Annotated in this window: 19 protein-coding genes; 11 read left to right on the top strand and 8 right to left on the bottom strand. The window is 63.7% G+C overall.

From position 1 onward, the window contains the following. Nucleotides 1-35: 35 nt before the first annotated feature. The 8 genes from HGI46_RS04960 (at nt 36) to mazG (ending at nt 7,044) form a co-directional block, all read left to right on the top strand. Nucleotides 36-1,217: a D-alanyl-D-alanine carboxypeptidase family protein gene (locus HGI46_RS04960; protein ID WP_240946587.1), complete on the top strand. Its 1,182-nt coding sequence runs from the start codon at nt 36-38 to the stop codon at nt 1,215-1,217. After that, nucleotides 1,214-1,849, top strand: a complete 636-nt coding sequence (tmk, locus tag HGI46_RS04955) for a dTMP kinase (RefSeq protein ID WP_168903336.1) — start codon at nt 1,214-1,216, stop codon at nt 1,847-1,849. The genes HGI46_RS04960 and tmk overlap by 4 nt, the downstream gene beginning before the upstream one ends. Continuing rightward, nucleotides 1,846-2,814 (top strand): DNA polymerase III subunit delta', encoded by a 969-nt coding sequence (locus HGI46_RS04950; protein WP_168903335.1) that lies wholly within the window; start codon nt 1,846-1,848, stop codon nt 2,812-2,814. Before tmk ends, HGI46_RS04950 begins: the two co-directional genes overlap by 4 nt. 36 nt (nt 2,815-2,850) lie before the next feature. After that, nucleotides 2,851-4,416: a methionine--tRNA ligase gene (gene metG / locus HGI46_RS04945; protein WP_168903334.1), complete on the top strand. Its 1,566-nt coding sequence runs from the start codon at nt 2,851-2,853 to the stop codon at nt 4,414-4,416. After that, nucleotides 4,416-5,192 (top strand): TatD family hydrolase, encoded by a 777-nt coding sequence (locus tag HGI46_RS04940; RefSeq protein WP_168903482.1) that lies wholly within the window; start codon nt 4,416-4,418, stop codon nt 5,190-5,192. Before metG ends, HGI46_RS04940 begins: the two co-directional genes overlap by 1 nt. Continuing rightward, the gene (locus HGI46_RS04935; protein WP_168903333.1) at nt 5,189-5,956 is read left to right on the top strand and encodes an MBL fold metallo-hydrolase; all 768 of its coding nucleotides are present in this window, start codon (nt 5,189-5,191) and stop codon (nt 5,954-5,956) included. The genes HGI46_RS04940 and HGI46_RS04935 overlap by 4 nt, the downstream gene beginning before the upstream one ends. 11 nt (nt 5,957-5,967) lie before the next feature. Next, nucleotides 5,968-6,138: a hypothetical protein gene (locus HGI46_RS04930; protein ID WP_168903332.1), complete on the top strand. Its 171-nt coding sequence runs from the start codon at nt 5,968-5,970 to the stop codon at nt 6,136-6,138. A gap of 105 nt (nt 6,139-6,243) precedes the next feature. Then, on the top strand, nt 6,244-7,044 hold the full coding sequence (gene mazG / locus HGI46_RS04925) for a nucleoside triphosphate pyrophosphohydrolase (RefSeq protein WP_168903331.1): 801 nt from the start codon (nt 6,244-6,246) through the stop codon (nt 7,042-7,044). Here the strand turns inward: mazG and hflX are convergent. The 7 genes from hflX to dusB form a co-directional block, all read right to left on the bottom strand. Continuing rightward, nucleotides 7,021-8,370: a GTPase HflX gene (gene hflX / locus HGI46_RS04920; RefSeq protein WP_168903481.1), complete on the bottom strand. Its 1,350-nt coding sequence runs from the start codon at nt 8,368-8,370 to the stop codon at nt 7,021-7,023. The genes mazG and hflX overlap by 24 nt on opposite strands. Further along, nucleotides 8,367-8,942 carry an RNA chaperone Hfq gene (gene hfq / locus HGI46_RS04915; protein ID WP_205525184.1) on the bottom strand — a complete coding sequence of 192 codons (576 nt, stop codon included), beginning with the start codon at nt 8,940-8,942 and terminating at the stop codon, nt 8,367-8,369. Before hfq ends, hflX begins: the two co-directional genes overlap by 4 nt. 189 nt (nt 8,943-9,131) lie before the next feature. Next, a complete protein-coding gene (locus HGI46_RS04910) occupies nt 9,132-10,517 on the bottom strand; it encodes a sigma-54 dependent transcriptional regulator (RefSeq protein WP_168903330.1) in 1,386 nt (461 codons plus the stop codon). 13 nt (nt 10,518-10,530) lie between these two features. Then, nucleotides 10,531-12,705: an ATP-binding protein gene (locus HGI46_RS04905; RefSeq protein WP_168903329.1), complete on the bottom strand. Its 2,175-nt coding sequence runs from the start codon at nt 12,703-12,705 to the stop codon at nt 10,531-10,533. Nucleotides 12,706-12,845: 140 nt separating this feature from the next. After that, nucleotides 12,846-14,285: a sigma-54 dependent transcriptional regulator gene (locus HGI46_RS04900; RefSeq protein ID WP_168903328.1), complete on the bottom strand. Its 1,440-nt coding sequence runs from the start codon at nt 14,283-14,285 to the stop codon at nt 12,846-12,848. Beyond that, nucleotides 14,285-15,400, bottom strand: coding sequence for an ATP-binding protein (locus tag HGI46_RS04895; protein WP_168903327.1), 1,116 nt, complete (start codon nt 15,398-15,400; stop codon nt 14,285-14,287). Before HGI46_RS04895 ends, HGI46_RS04900 begins: the two co-directional genes overlap by 1 nt. Next, the gene (dusB, locus tag HGI46_RS04890) at nt 15,397-16,440 is read right to left on the bottom strand and encodes a tRNA dihydrouridine synthase DusB (protein WP_168903326.1); all 1,044 of its coding nucleotides are present in this window, start codon (nt 16,438-16,440) and stop codon (nt 15,397-15,399) included. The genes HGI46_RS04895 and dusB overlap by 4 nt, the downstream gene beginning before the upstream one ends. A 103-nt stretch (nt 16,441-16,543) precedes the next feature. Between dusB and HGI46_RS04885 the strand changes: the two genes are divergently transcribed. The 3 genes from HGI46_RS04885 to HGI46_RS04875 are packed head-to-tail and all read left to right on the top strand — an operon-like array spanning nt 16,544 to nt 18,789. Further along, nucleotides 16,544-17,704, top strand: a complete 1,161-nt coding sequence (locus HGI46_RS04885) for a bifunctional 2-C-methyl-D-erythritol 4-phosphate cytidylyltransferase/2-C-methyl-D-erythritol 2,4-cyclodiphosphate synthase (protein WP_168903325.1) — start codon at nt 16,544-16,546, stop codon at nt 17,702-17,704. Nucleotides 17,705-17,724: 20 nt separating this feature from the next. After that, nucleotides 17,725-18,276 carry a hypothetical protein gene (locus HGI46_RS04880; protein WP_168903324.1) on the top strand — a complete coding sequence of 184 codons (552 nt, stop codon included), beginning with the start codon at nt 17,725-17,727 and terminating at the stop codon, nt 18,274-18,276. Between the two features lie 9 nt (nt 18,277-18,285). Further along, nucleotides 18,286-18,789, top strand: coding sequence for a CinA family protein (locus HGI46_RS04875; RefSeq protein WP_156135681.1), 504 nt, complete (start codon nt 18,286-18,288; stop codon nt 18,787-18,789). On the opposite strand, the gene HGI46_RS04870 is transcribed toward HGI46_RS04875, so the two are convergent. Further along, nucleotides 18,750-19,211, bottom strand: coding sequence for a type II toxin-antitoxin system RatA family toxin (locus HGI46_RS04870; RefSeq protein WP_168903323.1), 462 nt, complete (start codon nt 19,209-19,211; stop codon nt 18,750-18,752). The two genes, HGI46_RS04875 and HGI46_RS04870, sit on opposite strands and share 40 nt — an antisense overlap. Nucleotides 19,212-19,217: the final 6 nt, after the last annotated feature.

The following is a 19,217-nucleotide window of genomic DNA, read 5'->3' as shown; positions in this document are numbered from 1 at the left end:
GGACGACCGGCAGAGTCCGGGGAATGCACTTGCGCTTGAAGGTTGTAATGGTTGGCTTGTCGATGGTGCTGGCGGGCTTGCCTGCGCAGGCCGCTGCCCCCGAGGCGGCCCCAAAACCGGTCAGTCTCGATCCTCTTGCCACAATGCCGCGGATCGATGCGCCGATCGCCCTGATGCTCGATGTCGGTTCTGGCCGCGTGCTCTATGCCCGTGATCCGCACCGGCGCTTCGTGCCGGCATCGATCACCAAGATCATGACCAGCTATGTCGCTTTCGATCTGATTTCGAAGGGCAAACTGCGTCTCGACCAGCGCATTCCGATCCGCCCGGAAACATTCCGCAAGTGGCGCAACGTTGGCAGCACGATGTTCCTGCCCGCCGAGGCACAGCCGACCGTTGCCGAACTGATCGAGGGCATCGTTACGGTCTCGGCCAATGATGCCTGTGTCGTCCTGGCAGAAGGCGCGACGGGATCGGTCCCGGCATTTACAGCGCTGATGAACGCAGCCGCAGCCGAACTTGGCATGCGCGACAGCCACTTCAACACCCCCAATGGCTGGATGGACGAAGGCGAGACTTATGTGACCGCCGCCGATCTTGCCACCCTGAGCGGCGCGTTGATGACGCGGTTTCCCGATCTCTATCGTCGCTTCTACGGTCATTCCCAGATGACCTGGAACGGGATCACGCAGCCCAACCACAATCCGCTCTACGGCCACACCGAAGGGGCGGACGGGGTCAAGACCGGTTTCACCAACGAGGCGGGCTATGGCTTCGTTGGTTCCGCGCAGCGCCACGGGCGCCGTCTGGTGATGGTGCTTGGAGGGTATGACCGTCCGATTGACCGCACCAACCAATCGCGCGCCTTCATTGAATGGGGCTTTGCAGCGTGGGACGCCAAGGCGCTCTATCGCCGCGGCGCCAATGTTGGCACGGCGGTGGTCCAGGGCGGGGAGGCACGAGAGGTCGCGCTGGTCGCCCCGCACGATCTCAGCCTGACCATGCCCAAGGGGACCACGAGTAACTACACGCTCTCGGTGCGCTACAAGGGGCCTCTGAAGGCTCCGATCCGCAAAGGCGAGACTGTCGCCAGCCTGCTGGTGCGCGTACCGGGCGAGGCGGTGCACGTGCTGCCGCTTGTTGCCGGATCGGATGTGCCACGCGGCGGCGTGCTGGCGCGGCTGCGTAATGGTGCGCTGGGACTGGTTGGGCTGTGACCGGGCTGCCGGGACAGTTCATTGCCCTTGAAGGCGGCGAAGGCGTCGGCAAATCGACGCAAGGCCGCATGCTGGCCGACGCCTTGCGCGCCCGGGGGCTTGAGGTCGTGACGACGCGAGAGCCTGGCGGGACGCCGGGCGCCGAGGCCATCCGCGCAATGCTGCTCAGCACCGAAGGGGAGGGGTGGGGCGCCCGCGCCGAGGCCCTGCTCTTTGCCGCCGCCCGCGCTGATCACGTCGAGAAGCTCATCCGCCCGGCCATCGCGCGCGGAGCGTGGGTGATCTGCGACCGCTTCGTCGACAGCAGCCGCGCTTATCAGGGCGGAGGCGGCGGGCTTTCAGACGCGGAAGTTCTCGACCTTCACCGCATCGGCAGCGAGGGCCTGTTGCCGGACCTGACCGTCCTGCTCACCGTGCCGCCTGAGGTGTCGGCGCAGCGCCTCGCCATGCGCGATGGCGGTGTCGGCGACCGTATCGAAAGCCGCGGCGCGGCCTATCATGCACGCGTGGCCGAGGCGTTCCGCAGCTTCGCCGCGCAGTCGCTGGACCGCTTCGCACAGATCGATGCCGAGGGATCGCCCGCAGACGTCCATTCACGGATCATGGCCCGGCTTGCAGGCTTGCTGCCATGAGCGAGCGCATGATCGGGCATGACGGACCTTGGCGTATCTGGCGCGCGGCCATTTCCGGCGAACGTATGCACCATGGCTGGATCCTCGCCGGGCGCGAGGGCCTCGGCAAGGCAAACTTCGCGCGCGCAGCGGCTGCAGAGCTTGTTGCCGAACCCGGAGTGCCGCAACCGCCGGTTGAAGCGCATCCCGACATCCTGACCCTTGCCCCGCTTCCGGCCAACGACGACGAGGCCAAGAAGCGCGATGAGGGCAAGCCCTACCAGTTGAAGCGCAGTATCTCGGTCGATCAGGTGCGCGGCCTGCAACGCAGGCTGACTACCCGGCCGACGCTGGGACGCAGGCGCGCGGTCATCATCGATTCGGCAGACCTGCTCGAGAAGAGCGCCGTCAACGCCTTGCTCAAGAGCCTTGAAGAGCCGCCGGTTGGCACCTTCTTCCTGCTTGTTGTCCATGCGCTCGGACGGCTTTTGCCTACAGTGCGGTCGCGCTGCACGGTCGTGCGGTTCCATCCCCTTTCGCCGCTCGAAGTAGCCCGTGCCCTGGACGACGCTGCGCCAGAGCTTGATGCTGAAACCCGCAAAGGTGCGCTGGCGGTCGCGGGGGGCTCACCCGGTGCGGCACTGGCCTTTGCCGCGCAGGACCTGGGCAAGGCGCAGGCCTTGTTCGCGCGGATCGTCGAACAGGGCGATCCTGACCTTTCGCTGCGGGGCGCGCTTGCAGGTGCTTTGGGCACAAGGCCCGATCGTGAGCGGATTGCCGCTGCGATCGAGGCCGCGCGGATGACCGTCGTCGGCGCGCTCGATCACGCAGACGATGCCGCGAAGGTGCGCCTCGTCGAAACGCATGCGCGTCTGGTCAGGCTGGCCGGGGAAGCACCAATCTACAACTTCGATCCGGCAATGCTTACCATGGAAATCGGCTCCTTGCTGGCATCGGCCGCGCCGACTAGGGAAGGCGCGCGATAAGCCTTTCAGATTCCTTTTGAGAAAGCGACCGGCCCGATGGGCGAACCCTTCTATATCACCACCGCCATTTCCTACCCCAACGGCAAGCCGCACATCGGCCACGCTTACGAAGCGATTGCCGCTGACGTCATCGCGCGTTTCCAGCGGGCGATGGGGCGTGACGTGCGCTTCCAGACGGGCACCGACGAACACGGCCTGAAGATGGCGCAGAAGGCACGTGATCTGGGCGTGACGCCGCGTGAGCTTTCTGACGAAATGTCTTCACATTTCATCAAGATGTGTGACGAACTCAACGTTTCGTATGACGTCTTTATCCGGACCACGGAAGAGCGCCACCACGCTTCGGTGCAAGAGTTGTGGCGGCGCATGGAAGCCAGCGGCGATCTCTATCTCGATCGCTACGAAGGCTGGTATTCGGTCCGCGACGAGGCCTTCTACGACGAGAGCGAACTGGTCGCCGGGGAAGGGGGCGAGAAGCTCTCGCCGCAGGGAACTCCGGTCGAATGGACGGTCGAGGAATCCTGGTTTTTCCGCTTGTCCAAGTATGCCGAGCCGCTGCTGAAGCTCTACAACGAAAACCCGCAGTTCATCCAGCCCGACAGCCGTCGCAACGAAGTCATGCGCTTCGTGGAAGGCGGCCTGCGCGATCTTTCAGTCTCGCGCACCAGCTTCGACTGGGGCGTGAAGGTGCCGGGCAGCGACGGCCACGTCATGTACGTATGGGTCGATGCGTTGACCAACTACATCACCGGCCTCGGTTTCCCCGAGGAATCGGGCGACTTCGCAAGGTATTGGCCGGCAAACCTCCACCTGATCGGCAAGGACATCGTCCGGTTTCACACGGTCTACTGGCCGGCTTTCCTGATGAGCGCGAACATCGCCCTGCCCAGGCAGGTCTTCGGCCATGGCTTCCTGCTCAATCGCGGGCAGAAGGAATCCAAGTCGCTTGGCAACGTGACCGATCCGCTCGAACTGGCAGAGCGTTTCGGCGTCGATCCGCTGCGCTATTTCCTGATGCGCGAAGTGGCCTTCGGGCAGGACGGATCGTACTCACCAGAAGCGATCGTCACGCGTTGCAACGCCGAACTGGCCAACAGCTACGGCAACCTTGTGCAACGCACACTATCCATGATTTTCAAGAATATGGACGGGACGCTTGAAAAGTTTGCGAGCGCCGAAGCAGACGACGCCCTGCTCGCCACCGTGTTCACCGCCTGCCGCGAAGAACTGCCGCGCGAATTCGAAGCGCTGAACTTCTCGACCGGTATCGATGCGTGGATGCGCGCCGTCTTCGCCTGCAATGCCTACGTGGACGAGCAAGCGCCTTGGGCTCTGCGCAAGACCGATCCGGAACGAATGAAGGCGGTGCTGCTTACCCTGTTCATGGCCATCAGGGATCTGACAATCGCGATTGCGCCGGTCGTCCCGGCCGCTGCTGCCAAGGTCCTCGATCAGCTTGGCGTGCCCGGTGACGCTCGTGGATTTGCGGCGCTGACCGATGCAGATTGGTACGTGGCGCGCGTGGCCACAGGTGAAAAGCTCGCACAACCGGTGCCGGCGTTCCCGCGCCTCGAATTGCCCGAAGAGCCTGCCTCGGCATGATGCTGATCGATTCACACTGCCATCTCAACTACAAGGGCCTGGTCGAAGATCAGGCCGAGGTTCTCGGGCGCGCGCGAGAGACGGGCGTGCGCGGATTTCTCAACATCTCGACCCGCCAGCGCGAATGGGCCGACATCGTCGCCACGGCGGAGCGGGAAAGCGATGTCTGGGCCAGTATCGGTATCCATCCGCACGAGGCCGATGGTCATGCTGATCTGGGTGAGGCCGCGCTTCTGGAAGCCGCTGCGCACCCGCGCGTGATCGGTATCGGCGAGACCGGGCTCGACTACTATTACGACCATTCGGACCGGCAAGTTCAGCAGGACCTGTTCCGGGTCCACATTCGCGTGTCCCGAGAAACCGGCCTGCCACTGATCATCCACACGCGCGATGCCGAGGACGACACGACGCGGATCATCGAGGAAGAAATGGGGAAGGGGGCCTTCCCCGCCCTGATCCACTGCTTCACCGCATCCGCGCCATTTGCCGCCAGAATGCTGGAACTTGGCCTGTCGATCTCGCTTTCCGGTATCGTAACTTTCAAGAATGCCAAGGACTTGCAGGCGATTGCAGCCAATCTGCCTGAAGATCGCATTCTGGTCGAAACCGATGCGCCGTTCCTTGCGCCAGTGCCGCACCGGGGCAAGACCTGCGAGCCGGCGTTCGTCTCCGACACATGCGCATTCGTTGCCGGCCTGCGAGGCACGTCACAGGAAGCCCTGGCGGATCGCACCGGTGCCAACTTCTTCAAGCTTTTCAGCAAGGCCAGCCTGTGAAGCTGACGATCCTCGGGTCCGGCACATCGACGGGCGTGCCGCGCATCGGCAACGATTGGGGCGAATGCGATCCGAACGAGCCGAGAAACCGGCGCACCCGCGTCGCCATCATCGTCGAGGGCGACGACGGCAGCCGCTTGCTTGTCGACACGCCGACCGACCTGCGGCAGCAGTTCCTGAGCTGCGGCATAGATCGCGTTGACGGTGTGCTTTGGACCCACGACCACGCCGACCACTGCCATGGTATCGATGACCTCAGACCGCTGCGTTACGGTCGCGGTGGCCCCATTCCGGGCTATGCGGCAAGTGAGACTGTCCGCCGCCTGCGCCAGCGCTTCGGTTACGTGTTTGCCGGGCAGCACGGCTATCACACGATTGTCGAACTCGATAACCTTGACCGGGTTCGCATGTTGAGCGGCATTGGTATCGGACACTGCCAGATGCCGCACGGTCCGGCGCAATCTACGGCCTTTCGCTTCGATCAGGCAGGCAAAACAATCGGTTACGCTACGGACTTCAGCGAGATTACCAGCGAGATGATCGACCTGTTTTACAAGGTCGACGTTCTGGTCGTCGATTGCCTGAGGCGGCAACCGCATCCGACGCATTCGCATCTCGGCATGGCTCTGGAGCTGATCGAAGCGACCAGAGCCGGACATGGCATCCTGACACATCTCGACAAGTCGATGGATTACCGGACACTGTGTGCCGAAACGCCTGCCCACGTCGAACCGGCGTACGACGGGCTCGAAGTAAACCTCTAAGGCGGTGCGGCATGGACAGTTACGATACAGTGCGCATCATCGGCATATCCATGGCGCTGGTCCTGGCCATTGCTAATTTCAAAGGCCGTGAGATCGGACTGTCCGACGGGCTGAGGATGGCGGCATTATGGGCCTTTCTCTTTATCGTGGGGGCTGTGATATTCACCGTGTTGAGGTGGTGACGACACAATCCAGCGCAGCCTTAGTTTACATAATCATTATTATCAAATCTGATCTGACGGGTCGGTCGCCGTCCCAACCCAAGTCAACATAACCGGGAAATGACCATGAGCGCAGCCTCCACGCCCAATCTCTCGCGGCTTCTCGCCATTATGGCGCGCCTGCGTGATCCTGCGCGCGGTTGCGAATGGGATTGCGCGCAGACTTTCGCAACGATCGCACCGTACACGATCGAGGAAGCTTACGAAGTCGATGACGCCATTGCCCGCGGCGACATGGCTGGATTGAAGGAAGAACTTGGCGACCTGCTGCTCCAGGTCGTGTTTCACGCGCGGATGGCCGAAGAGCTCGGCCTGTTCTCGTTTGACGACGTTGCCGCTGCGATCTCGGCAAAGATGGAAGCGCGGCATCCCCATGTCTTCGGCCCCCACGTCTTCGGAGATGAGAGCGACCAAGGTCATTCGCGTGAGGATCGCTGGGAAAGCGCCAAGGCCGCTGAACGTTCGTCAAAGGGTGCGACCAGCGCCATGGACGGCGTTGCACTGGCGCTTCCAGCACTCATGCGGGCTGAAAAGCTGCAAAAGCGGGCTGTCAGGCAAGGCTTCGACTGGCCCGATCCCTCCGGCGCAGCATCCAAGGTTTATGAGGAAATACAGGAACTTGCCGATGCATCCTCAGACGCAGAGCGCGTTGCGGAAGCCGGTGACCTGCTTTTCGCTGCGGTCAACCTCGCGCGCAAGCATGGCGTCGCACCCGAGGAAGCGCTGCGCCAGGCGAACGCCAAGTTCGAGCGGCGCTTCAGGGGCATGGAGCAACTGGCCGAGGGCCGCTTTGCGCAGCTGACCCTCGACCAGCAAGAAGAACTCTGGCAGTCCGTAAAAGCCTCAGAGCGCGGTGAAACGGCCTAGTTCACGCTGGGTCAATCGCACCTTGATGCGCAGCGCCGGCTCGCCTTCGGCAGTCTCCGTCTCGGCTTCGTCCTGGATATCACCATGTGCGTGGAGCCAAGCCAGACGCTGTCCATCCGACAGCGGAATGGTGAACTCCAGCGTCTGCGCTCCGCCCGTCAGCATCTGGCCAAGTTGCTCAAGCAGGGCTTCGACGCCCGCACCAGTCAGCGCGGAAATGGGCACCACCGGAACCTCGGCAATCCGCGCCGAGATCAGGTCCTGCCGCATAGCTTGCTCTTCAGCGGTGAGCAGGTCCCATTTGTTCCATGCCTCGACGATGGGAATTTTCGAGCCCCCTTCCCCGATTACATCGAGGTCAGCGAGGATCTGCTCGACCTCCGCCTTCTGATCCGCCGTTGCCGGATTGGACACGTCGCGCACATGCACGATAACGTCCGCTGCAGTGACTTCCTCGAGCGTTGCGCGGAAAGCCGCCACAAGCTGCGTTGGCAGTTCGGAAATGAAGCCCACGGTGTCCGACAGGATGGCCTTTTCGACGCCCGGCAGCCGGATGGCGCGCATCGTCGGATCAAGCGTGGCGAACAGCAGGTCTTCCGCCATGACGTCAGCGCCAGTCAGGCGGTTGAACAACGTGGACTTTCCGGCGTTGGTGTAGCCGACCAGCGCAATCACTGGCCAAGGTGCGCGCTGGCGCCGCTCGCGATGGAGCCCGCGCGTGCGCCGCACCTGTTCGAGCTCCTTGCGCAGCCGCGCCATGCGCCCGCGGATCTGGCGACGGTCCGCCTCGATCTGGGTTTCACCCGGCCCCCCCAGGAATCCGAAGCCACCGCGCTGACGCTCAAGGTGGGTCCATGACCGCACGAGCCGCCCCGCCTGGTAATCGAGATGCGCCAGCTCGACCTGCAGCCTGCCTTCGGCGGTTGCCGCACGCTCGCCAAAGATTTCGAGGATCAGGCCCGTCCGGTCGATGACCTTGCGCTTGAGCTTTTCCTCGAGGTTGCGCTGCTGGATCGCCGAAAGCGAACCGTCAACGATGACCAGCTCGGCGTCTGACAGGTTGCAGGCCACGCCGATGCGTTCGACCTGCCCTTCACCGAACAGGGTCGCAGGACGGACGGCACGGATCGGCAGGATGAAGGCATCGACCACTTCGATGCCGATGGCACGAGCGAGGCCCTGCCCTTCTTCAAGGCGGCTTTCCGCATCGGTACCAAGTCCCCCTCCCCGCTGCTTGATATCGGGGAGGACGACAACGGCGCGCGCGCCACGGGTGACTTCACCAGCAATCTCGCCGTTGTTGTTGCCAAATTCAAAAGTACTCAGGAATCCTCACCATCCCAGTCGCCGGTGAGATCAACATGACCGGCAGGCTGAATTGTCGAAACGGCATGCTTGTAGGCGAGCTGGACGTAGCCTTCGCGCTCGAGCAGCATGCAGAAGAGATCATAAGACGCGACCTTGCCCTGCAGCATGACGCCGTTCACCAGGAACATCGTCACCTGCACGCCGGAATCGCGCACGCTGGACAGGAACACTTCCTGCAGAAGGCGGGCCTTCTTGCCGTTTTCCTCACCGCCCGTCTGGAAGTGCGCAACCGAAAGCTGCTGCCCGGGCATGATCGTCGAGATCGCGTGCTTGTAGACCAGCTGCGACTGGCCATCGCGGCGCAGCAGAATCGAGAAGTTGTCGAACCACGTGACGATGCCCTGCAGCTTGACACCCTTCACGAGGAACATCGTGACGGGGATCTTGTTCTTGCGCAGGTGGTTGAGGAAAAGGTCCTGAAGGTTCTGCCCCTTGCCACCACTCGGGCCGGTTACGGGCGCCGAAGTCTCCACAACGGGAGCGGGTTCGGGCTTGGGCCGAGGGCGGGCAGACAAGGTCTTTCCGGTCATTTCACGTGACTCCGTTTTCTATTGGCTCAGCCCTGCGGGGGCTTTCGCGATCTGGCCTTCGTGCGGATCACACTCTGGCCGGGTTCATTGACGAGTTTAAGTCCCCCCGCACGTTCCGTAAACATGGGAATTTGCACAGGGTTCCGAATTAATGCGTATTCACAGGCGCCAATTCAATATCTTTTGCGCTCAATCCTCGTCTTCATCCTCGCGCCGTTCCGCCATGCCGAGCAGCTTGAGCTTTCGATGCAGGGCCGAGCGTTCCATGCCGATGAAGCTTGCAGTCTTTGAAATATTTCCGGAAAACCGCCTGATCTGGACCTTCAGATACTCGCGCTCGAAGTTCTCGCGCGCCTCGCGCAGCGGCACGCCCATCAGGGCAGAACCTGCGGAATCTCCGCCCATCGGAGTGCTGACGATCTCCGACGGCAGCATGTCGGAGTCAATCCGCGCCAATCGGTCGCGCGGCGCCAGAATCACCGTCCGCTCGACTACGTTGCGCAACTGGCGCACGTTGCCGGGCCAGTCGTAGCTCTGCAGGGCTGCCATGGCTTCGGGCGAAATCGCAGGTGGTGCCACGCCCTGCTCGCTGGCGTAGCGGGCAAAGAAGTGATCGACCAGCGGCGGGATATCGTCGCGCCGGTCAGTCAGCGACGGGATCGCCACCGGAACCACGTTGAGCCGGTAATAGAGATCCTCACGGAAGCGGCGTTCGGCGATTTCTTTTTCCAGCGGGCGCGACGAGGACGAGACCACGCGAACGTCCACGCGCAACTGGCGATGGCCGCCAACGCGGGCAAAGGACTGCTCGGTCAACACGCGCAGGATTCGCGCCTGGCTCGACGCGGGCATGTCGGACACTTCGTCGAGGAACAGCGTCCCCCCGTCCGCCATCTCGAGCAGCCCTGCCCTCACCAGTTTGCCGTCGATCTCCTCGCCGAACAGCTCCTGTTCGAAGCGCTCGGGCGTGATGCGGGCTGAATTTACCGTGATGAACGGGCTCTGCGCGCGCGGGCTCCATGAATGAAGCAGGCGCGCCGCAACTTCCTTGCCGGAACCGGCCGGGCCAGTGATCAGCAGGCGGCTGCCGGTATTGGCCACGCGTTTGAGCGTCGCGCGGACCTGGTTGATCGCCGAGCTGTTGCCGGTGAACTCCTCGGCCATGGCAAATCCCTGGCGCAGGCGGGCATTCTCGCGGCGCAGGCGCTCGGTCTCGGTCGCCCGTTCCACCAGCAGCAACAGACGCTCTGCCTCAAAGGGCTTTTCGAGAAAATCCATGGCCCCGCGGCTGATCGCGGAAACCGCGGTGTCGATGTTGCCGTGGCCCGAGAAGATGATCACCGGCAGTTCCGGCTCGCGCTTCTTGATTTCGTCGAGGACTTCCAGTCCGTCCATCGGGCTGCCATGGAGCCAGACGTCCAGCAAAACGAGGCTCGGACGGCGCTCGTCGATCGCGGCGAGGGCTGAAGTGCTGTCAGCCGCAAGCCGGCAGCCATAGCCTTCGTCGGAGAGAACGCCTGCGACCAGTTCGCGGATGTCGCGTTCGTCGTCTACGATGAGGATATCGAGTGCCATTGCTTGGGTCCTGTCAGTCCTGTTCGGCCATTGCGCTTGAAGTGGAAAGCGGGTCGCGGGCAAAGCGCATGGTCACGCGCGTCCCTCCGCCGGGTTCGGGGGTGAAGGCCATCTCGCCGCCGTGCTCCTCGACGATCTTGTGAACGATGGCGAGGCCCAGGCCCGTGCCCTTTTCCCGCGTGGTCATGTAGGGTTCGAGAATGCGCTCGCGCTCAGCCGGCAGACCGATGCCATTGTCGGTGACGCTTACCGTGACCGTGTCGTGGTCTCCCGCCAAGGTTACCGCAATGCGCCCGCGATAGTCGACTTCCTCGCCCTTTGCCCGCGTTTCAATAGCTTCGACCGCGTTCTTCAGCACATTGGTCATCACCTGGCCGAACTGATGGCGGTCGCACTGCAAGGGCATGGATGCAGCATCGCAGGCAAAGCTGAAGTCGATTCCCGTATGCGCCACTTCCTGCAGGAATAGCGATTGCCGAACGAGATCGCTGGCGTCCTCGGCACGGAAAACCGGCTTGGGAAGCCGGGCAAATGAAGAAAACTCGTCCACCATCTTCCGCAAATCGCCCACCTGCCTGATGATGGTGCTGGTCAGTTCCTCGAACAGTTCGGGATCGTTCTCGATCTGGCGGCCATAGCGGCGACGCAGCCGTTCGGTGGCCAGCTGGATCGGGGTCAGCGGGTTCTTGATCTCGTGCGCAATTCTGCGGGCAACGTCCGACCATGCGGCGCGGCGCTGGTCGAGCAGTTGCCGGGTAATGTCCTCGAACGTGATGACATGGCCGTTGCTGTCCTGCACGACGCGCACCGCCAGCGTGCGCAGATCACCGCCGAGCGGATACTGGATGACGTTGTTGGGCTGACCCGAGGTCACCAGCTGCGCGAAAACCGGCGAAACATCCGCGAGAGGGCGGCCGATGGGGTTATGCGCCGCGTCTGCAAGAAGCACGCGCTGTGCGGACGAGTTGATCAACTGAACTGCGCCATCCCGCCCGATCGACACGATGCCCGCGGTGATCGATTCCAGAACCGCCTCGATGAACGCGCGGCGCACCTCGAGCTGCGCGTTTGCGGTAACGAGTGCCTGGGTCTGACCTTCGAGCTGCTGGGTCATGCGGTTGAACGCACGCGCCAGAAGGCCAACCTCGTCGGTCCCGCTGTTCTGGGCCACGCGCATCGAAAAGTTTCCGCTGCCGATCGTGCGGGCGGCGGATACGAGTTCGGCGAGTGGCGCCACCTGCCTGTCGGCAAAGCGCAAGGCCGCCCAGACGGCTACGCCAACCAGCGCGAGGCTGACGCCGAACAGGGCGAGATTGAAGCGCAATTGCAGCGCCCTCGCCCGGGTCGTCAGCATGTCATAGGATTTGAGCACGGTCTGCGCTCGCTCCCATTGCTGAAGCGCAAGCGCGTTCGAAGTCCGCGCGGCGAAGAGATAGATGCCTCGGCCCTTGTCGATGGGCGTTACCGCTTCGATCCGTTCTGCCGATGCGCGCACGACCACTGCCTCGCCGGCATCGAGCCGTTTCAGGTCTGCCTGCGTGACGCGCTGCTGGCGGTCGGTCTTTTCGGGATCGACAATCGCGGCCGTGCGAAGCGTGCCGTCGCCTGCGCGTTCGAGAATGGCGGATTCGTTGAGCTGGCGGCTGAGAACCTGAAAGGAGTAGCCTTCGGCAAATTCGGTCGAGGTGATCGGCGCCTGGTCCAGGTAGTCACGGATGTCCCCGGCCATGGTGACCGTCTCGTTGCCGACGTCGCGCAGCTTGTCCTCGTAATACCCCCGCGCCAGCTTGTTCGCATTTTCCAGCATGCCGCGGGAATTGTCCGAGAACCAGAATTCCACGCCGGACTGGAACAGGAACGAGGCAAAGATCACGACCAGCAGAGTGGGAATTGCCGCGATCAACGAGAACAACCAGACCAGCCGGACGTGCAAGCGTCCGCTCGAGCCGAGCACGCTTTGTGCTGCGCGTCTGATCGCAAGCCGTCGGCCCCACAGGATCTGCAGGGCCATGGCCGGAACAAGCGTTCCGATCAGCAGACTCGATGTGAGGCGCGAAGGCAGGATCTGGCCTTCGCTGCCGCTGCTGGTGACTGTCAGCCAGCTAACCGCCAGCATCAACGCCAGGACCGTAGAGGCGGCAACTTCGAGCAGGAAGAACACGTTTGCCCGACGCAGGCCGACGGCCATTCGCCGAACCCAACGCGGCATCCTGCGGACCGTGACTCTTGGCTCCTGCGTCATCGTTGCATGGTCACAACACCACTGTTGCAGAAATGCAAGAGGAAACCGACGAGTGTCTGGCCGCAGGCGACAAGCGTCACCTACCGTCAGTCACGTAGGGCAAAGTCCTCTGCGGTGATGGCCAGCTCCGAAAGCCGCTTTCGCAACGTATTGCGATTTATGCCGAGGATCTGTGCGGCGCGCAGCTGGTTGCCACCAGTCTGGCTGAGGATCGCCGAGAACAGGGGGCGTTCGAACGCTGCAAGCGCTGCGTCATAGACGTCTCCCGGTGCCGGGCTGTTGCTCGAAAGCCAGTGCTCGACGGCAGAGGCGAGGTCACCTGGTGCAGAGCCGGTCGTGTCCTGCAGCTCCTGGGTTGCAGAGCCGCCTTCCGCGTGGACCAGCAGGGGTTCGATCGCCGTGGCGTCGATGATCTCGTCGCGGGCGAGCAGGGCGAGCCGGTAGATGAAATTGCGCAGTTCGCGCACGTTGCCCCGCCACGGCTGGCGCGAAAGCAGCTCGGCGCCGGACTGGGTCAATTGGCGGCGTGGCAAGCCTTCGGCGGCGGCATTGGCCAGAAAATGGCGGGCCAGCGCCTCGATGTCGTCTGCCCGCTCGCGCAAGGGGGGCAGCTCGATCGGCACCACGGCCAGGCGATAATAAAGGTCTTCGCGGAACGTGCCTGCGGCGATCATCGGCAGGAGATCGCGGTTCGTGGCGGCGACGATCCGGCAATCCAGCGTGATCTCGTCACGCCCGCCAACGCGCCGGATCCGTCCCGACTGCAACGCGCGCAGCAGGCGCGTCTGGGCCTGCATGGGCATGTCGCCGATTTCGTCGAGGAACAAGGTGCCGCCGCTCGCCTGTTCGAACTTGCCGATCGAACGCGCGACGGCGCCGGTGAACGCGCCCTTCTCGTGGCCGAACAGCTCGCTCTCGATAAGCTCGGCGGGGATGGCAGCAGTATTGACGGCGATGAACGGTCCTGCCCGGCGGTTGCCGAGCTGGTGGATCGCTTCTGCCACCAGCTCCTTGCCGGTGCCGGATTCGCCCAGGATCAGCACTGTCAGATCGTTGCGCAGGACGCGCGTGATCATGCGGTAGACCGCCTGCATTGCAGCGCTGCGGCCAACCAGCGGCAGCCCCTGCGTCACGTCCTGCGGCACGTCGATCTCGGCGGCCTCGGCCTTGCCGATGGCCTGCGTGACCGTGCGGACAAGTTCCTCGAGGTCGAAGGGCTTGGGGAAGTATTCGAACGCCCCGGTCTCGCTGGCACGTACGGCCGTATCCAGCGTGTTCTGCGCCGAAAGAATGATGATCGGCATCGAGGGATGTGCATCGCGTACCGATCCCAGCGTCTCGATCCCGTCGCCGTCGGTCAGCATCACGTCGGTCAGCAACAGGCGGTAGTCGGCGCCCGCAAGATGCCGGTCTCGCCCGGCCACCGAATCGCAGTGATCCACGTCGAAGCCTTCGGCTTCAAGGGCGGCAGTGATGACGAGGGCGATCGAAGCATCGTCCTCGACCAGAAGAACGCGCTTGGTCATCAGGGCACCGATCCGGCAACGGGGAGGTGTATACGGAAATGGGTCAGGCCATTGGCCTCGTCCCGGTCATGCGTGATGCGCCCGTTCATCTCGCGCACCAGCTTCTGTACCAGCGCAAGGCCAAGGCCCTGCCCGCTCTTCTTGCCGGTCACGAACGGCTCGAAGATGTGATCGCGCAGCTTGGGGTCGATGCCCGGACCATTGTCGGACACACGCAGTTCGATCGGCAGGCGCAATGGCTTTCCGCCCGGACCGACATGCAGCTGAATGCCGCTGGCAAAACGGGTCCGAACCGAGATGCGTGGCTGCATCTGGTGCTGGCAGGCTTCGCGCGCATTGCTCAGCAGGTTGAGCAGGACCTGCACCAGCGAATCCGCATTGGCTGTCACCGGCGGCAGCGAAGGGTCGAACTCCTCTTCGATCACCACGTTCGAGGGGTGCCCCGCAACCAGCACCGCCTCGGCGCGGCGCACGGCCTCATGCAGGTTGCACTCCTGCGCCGGCTCGGCACTGCGGCGGGAGAGCGACTGCATCTGGTCGATCAGCTTGGCGATACGGTCGACCTCGGCCGTGATCAGCCCGGTCATTGCCCGGTCCCGCTCGCTCAGCTTGCGGTCGAGCAGTTGCGCAGCGCCACGGATGCCGGCCAGCGGGTTCTTGATCTCGTGCGCCAGCACCTCGGGCGCGCGCAGGGCAACGCCCTCGCCACCGCCAGCCCCTCGCCCGTCGCCGGTCAGCGCCTCGACGCCCACGCCTTCGTGCAGCATCAGCAATTGCCAGCCCGGGCAGTGGGTTACCGGGCTTGTCATCACGTCGAACGTCCGGACCGGTTGCCCCATGATCCGCACGCCTACTCCGCGCGCGAACAGGTTCGCCTCGCCATCTGCCAGTCGCCCGAGGATCAGCGGTTCCTCGAACTCGAACAGTTCAGCCACGGACTTGCCCACCAGCCGCCTATAGCTCTGGCCCATCAACTGCTCGGCCGCCGGGTTGACCGAGGCCACCACCAGTTCCGGATCAAGCTGCAGCAGCGCCAGCGGCAGGCTGGCGACGACGCGCTTGGGATCCGGCTTCTGCCCGGGCTCGGTCCTGCGCCAGTCGGGCAGCAAGCTCATGCCGCCGCACGCTGCCCCACTTGCGCCGAGAGGCTGTGCTCGATCGCGCGCTTGTAGAAATCGGCAAGGTTGGCGAGCACCGCCTTGGGGTCGTCGATGAAGTTGACCTTGTTGCGGAAATCGGCCGAACCGTGGAGGCCCTTGGTGTACCACCCGATATGCTTGCGGGCCATGTTGACCCCGGTGACTGTGCCGTAATGCTCCTGCATCGCCTCGTAGTGCTCGACGATCAGCGCGTACTGTTCGGGCAAGGTCGGATCGGCCAGGCGCTCACCCGTGTCCAGCCAATGCATGACCTGGCCGAGCAGCCACGGCCGCCCATAGGAGCCACGACCGATCATCACGCCATCGGCACCGCTCTGTTCGACAGCGGCGGCAACGTCCTCGATCGCGCAGATATCGCCATTGACGATGACCGGAATCGATACCGCGTTCTTCACGCTGCGCACGAAGCCCCAGTCGGCATTGCCCTTGTACATCTGGTTGCGCGTGCGGCCATGGACCGTGATCATCTTGGCACCGATATCTTCGGCAATCCGCGCGAGTTCGGGCGCGTTGAGGCTGTCATGGCACCAACCCATGCGCATCTTCACGGTGACCGGCACCTTAACCGCCTTGACCGTCGCCTCGATCAGGCGCGTGGCGAGCGGAATGTCGCGCATCAGGGCAGAACCGGCATCGCCGTTTACCACCTTGCGCACCGGGCAGCCCATGTTGATGTCGATTATCGCCGCGCCCTGCTGCTCGACCAGCTTGGCTGCCTCGGCCATCTGCGCCGGATCGCAGCCGACCAGCTGCATCGAGACCGGCTCCTCCATCGGGTGCCACGCCGCTTTCTGGATCGACTGGCGCGTCTCGCGGATGGCAGCCGGGCTGGCGATCATCTCGGTCACGTTGAGGCCCGAGCCGAAGCGGCGCACGATCGTGCGGAACGGCAGGTCCGAAACGCCGGTCATCGGCGCAAGCACGACCGGGCAATCGACCGTGACAGGGCCGACCTGAATGGGCTTGAGCACGGGCGGAACGGGAGCTTCGGACATCGGGATCAAATCTGCCTAAAAAACAGGCAGGCGCTTAGTCGATTACAGGTGAAACGGCAAGACGGTTGCTCATGGCCCCCAAGCGCTGGTAGAGGCGCCGCGAATGAGCGATCCCCTTCCCTCCCGCACCGGGCCGGTGGCCGCCGTCGTCGTGGCCGCAGGCAAGGGGCTGCGCACCGGTGGCAGCGTGCCCAAGCAGTTCGTCGCTTGGCGCGGCAAGCCGCTCGTGCGCCATTCGGTCGAGGCACTGGTCGAGGCCGGCATTGCCCCTGTTGTCGTGGCTATCCCGCAGGGGTTCGAGGCCGAGGCCGCGCAGGCGCTGTCGGGCCTGCCCGGCATCCGGTTTACCCACGGCGGCGCAACGCGGCAGCACTCCGTCCGCCTCGCCCTGGAAGCGCTGGAGCAAGACGCGCCTGCGCGTGTGCTGATCCACGACGCGGCCCGCCCCGCGCTGCCACAGGCCGTGATCGCTTCACTGCTCGGCGCTCTCGACCGCGGCCTCGCGGCAATCCCGGTGCTCCCGGTCGTCGACAGCATGATCCGCGGAATCGATGACGCAATGGCCGAAAAGGTCAACCGCGAGGAGCTGTTCCGCGTCCAGACCCCGCAAGCCTTCGACTACGCCGCAATCCTCGCCGCGCACCGCGCGTGGACGGGAGAACCCGACGCGGGCGACGATGCCCAGGTCGCTGCCTCAGCGGGCATTAATGTGCTTCTTGCCAATGGCGATGAAGTGCTGCGCAAGATCACTTTTGCCGCCGACCTCGAGGAACAGGACATGACCCGATTGCCCCGCACCGGCATGGGCTTTGACGTGCACCGCCTTGTCGAGGGCGAGGAACTCTGGCTGTGCGGCGTGAAGGTCTCGCACAGCAAGGGTCTGTCGGGCCATTCCGACGCCGACGTTGCGATCCACGCGCTGGTCGATGCGCTGCTTGGTGCCGTCGCCATGGGCGATATCGGCGATCACTTCCCGCCATCCGATCCGCAGTGGAAGGGCGCATCGTCCGACCGCTTCCTCGCCCACGCTGCACATCTCGTCCGGGAAGGCGGGTACGAGATCAGCAACGTGGATGTCACCATTATCTGCGAGGCCCCGAAGATTGGCCCGCACAAGTTCGCGATGCGCGAGGCCCTTGCCCGGATTCTCGGGATTGACTCAGGTGCCGTCTCGGTCAAGGCGACGACTACGGAACGCCTTGGCCTTACCGGCCGGGGCGAAGGTATCGCGGCACAAGCGGTGGCGACGGTCGTCCCCCGCTGATCCGCAGGAGCAAAGACGTTATGGTCTCTTCCCGTGTTCTTTTCGGCGCGCTTGCAGGTGCAGCGCTCATGCAGGCCCAGATGGCCCAGGCGGCAACTGCGACGGCACCCTGCCTCAGTGAAAACGAAGTGACCGCGCTGGTCGGCTACGCCCTGCCCTCGGTCATCGACGGCACGATGAAGGGCTGCAAGCCGCACTTGTCCGCGAACGGCTACTTCGCCACTCGCGGCACCGAGTTCCTGAACCGCTATGCCGCGCGCAAGGACCAGAACTGGCCGCTCGCCAAATCCGCATTCCTCAAGCTTGGCGGTTCGAAGGACGCCAAGATGGCAGACATGATGCAGAACCTGCCGGACAACGCCGTACAGCCGTTTGTCGAGGCCATGGTCAGCGAAATGGTCAGCGGCGAGATCAAGCCTGACCAGTGCACTGCGATCGAACGCGGCGTGCGCATTCTTGCGCCCCTTCCGCCGGAAAACACCGCAGAGCTGGTGACTTTCATCTTGGTCATGGCCGACAAGCCGAAGCCCGGCAAAGCCTCGTCGTTCCCGATCTGCAAGCCGGCGGCCTGATCAATGCCGATGGAAAGCCTGCTTCCTGAAGAGATTGGCGATCTTGCACGTCGCGTGATTGCCGAGAATGCCGCCCTCGGTCGCAAGGTCGCGGTAGCCGAAAGCTGCACCGGCGGGCTTGTCGCTGCGGCCCTTACCGAAGTCCCCGGCAGCTCCGCCGTGCTCGATCGCGGCTTCGTGACCTATTCAAACGAGGCCAAGAACCAGCTTCTCGGCGTCTCGGAAGATCTTATCGATACCTTCGGTGCAGTTTCGATCGCCGTCGCGTGGTCGATGGCGCAAGGGGCGCTCAAGAAGTCCGGGGCCGATGTCGCCGTGGCCATCACGGGCGTGGCCGGGCCGGATGGTGGTTCGGAACAGAAGCCAGTCGGCACCGTCGTCTTTGCCTGCGCCAAGCGCGGCGAGGACCCCGAAGCAACCAACGCAGAGCTCAAGCTGTTCGACAGCGCCAGCACCCGCGCCGAAGTGCGCTTTCAGGCGACGCTGACCGCGCTGGAGCTCTTGCTGCCGTAAAGCTGCTCGGCCCTCTTCTCGAACGCGGCGACCATCTTGCGGAATGCCGCGTCGAGATACTGGCCGGCAAGCTTTTCGAAGATCGCACTGCGGAAAGTGAAATCGACGCAGAAGTCGATCACGCAGCCGCCGTCGGGTCCATCCCGAAAGGTCCAGTCGTTCTCGAGCCGCTTGAGCGGACCGTCGATATATTCGACCTTGATCGACCGTGGCCGGTCCTTGACCACGCGCGAGGTGAACTTCTCGCGCAGCGCGCTGAAGCCGACGAGCATGTCGGCGATCATCTCGCTTTCACTGTCGGACTTGATCCGGGTGGCCACCACCCACGGCAGGAACTCAGCATAACGGCGCACGTCGGCCACAAGGTCGAACATTTGTTCGGCCGACCATTGCAGCGTGCGGGTTTCGGTTATCCTCGGCAAGTCGGG

It is taken from the genome of Novosphingobium sp. ERW19, from assembly GCF_012641315.1.
GTDB lineage: Bacteria > Pseudomonadota > Alphaproteobacteria > Sphingomonadales > Sphingomonadaceae > Novosphingobium.
This window is presented reverse-complemented; position numbering and strand designations above follow the sequence as displayed.

Excerpts from the sequence above, each read along its gene's own strand:
- HGI46_RS04950 (WP_168903335.1), top strand. The coding sequence starts at position 1,846 with ATGAGCGAGCGCATGATCGGGCATGACGGACCTTGGCGTATCTGGCGC.
- metG (WP_168903334.1), top strand. The coding sequence starts at position 2,851 with ATGGGCGAACCCTTCTATATCACCACCGCCATTTCCTACCCCAACGGC.
- HGI46_RS04940 (WP_168903482.1), top strand. The coding sequence starts at position 4,416 with ATGCTGATCGATTCACACTGCCATCTCAACTACAAGGGCCTGGTCGAA.
- HGI46_RS04930 (WP_168903332.1), top strand. The coding sequence starts at position 5,968 with ATGGACAGTTACGATACAGTGCGCATCATCGGCATATCCATGGCGCTG.
- mazG (WP_168903331.1), top strand. The coding sequence starts at position 6,244 with ATGAGCGCAGCCTCCACGCCCAATCTCTCGCGGCTTCTCGCCATTATG.
- hfq (WP_205525184.1), bottom strand. The coding sequence starts at position 8,942 with ATGACCGGAAAGACCTTGTCTGCCCGCCCTCGGCCCAAGCCCGAACCC.
- HGI46_RS04910 (WP_168903330.1), bottom strand. The coding sequence starts at position 10,517 with ATGGCACTCGATATCCTCATCGTAGACGACGAACGCGACATCCGCGAA.
- HGI46_RS04905 (WP_168903329.1), bottom strand. The coding sequence starts at position 12,705 with ATGGCCGTCGGCCTGCGTCGGGCAAACGTGTTCTTCCTGCTCGAAGTT.
- HGI46_RS04900 (WP_168903328.1), bottom strand. The coding sequence starts at position 14,285 with ATGACCAAGCGCGTTCTTCTGGTCGAGGACGATGCTTCGATCGCCCTC.
- HGI46_RS04895 (WP_168903327.1), bottom strand. The coding sequence starts at position 15,400 with ATGAGCTTGCTGCCCGACTGGCGCAGGACCGAGCCCGGGCAGAAGCCG.
- dusB (WP_168903326.1), bottom strand. The coding sequence starts at position 16,440 with ATGTCCGAAGCTCCCGTTCCGCCCGTGCTCAAGCCCATTCAGGTCGGC.
- HGI46_RS04885 (WP_168903325.1), top strand. The coding sequence starts at position 16,544 with ATGAGCGATCCCCTTCCCTCCCGCACCGGGCCGGTGGCCGCCGTCGTC.
- HGI46_RS04880 (WP_168903324.1), top strand. The coding sequence starts at position 17,725 with ATGGTCTCTTCCCGTGTTCTTTTCGGCGCGCTTGCAGGTGCAGCGCTC.
- HGI46_RS04875 (WP_156135681.1), top strand. The coding sequence starts at position 18,286 with ATGGAAAGCCTGCTTCCTGAAGAGATTGGCGATCTTGCACGTCGCGTG.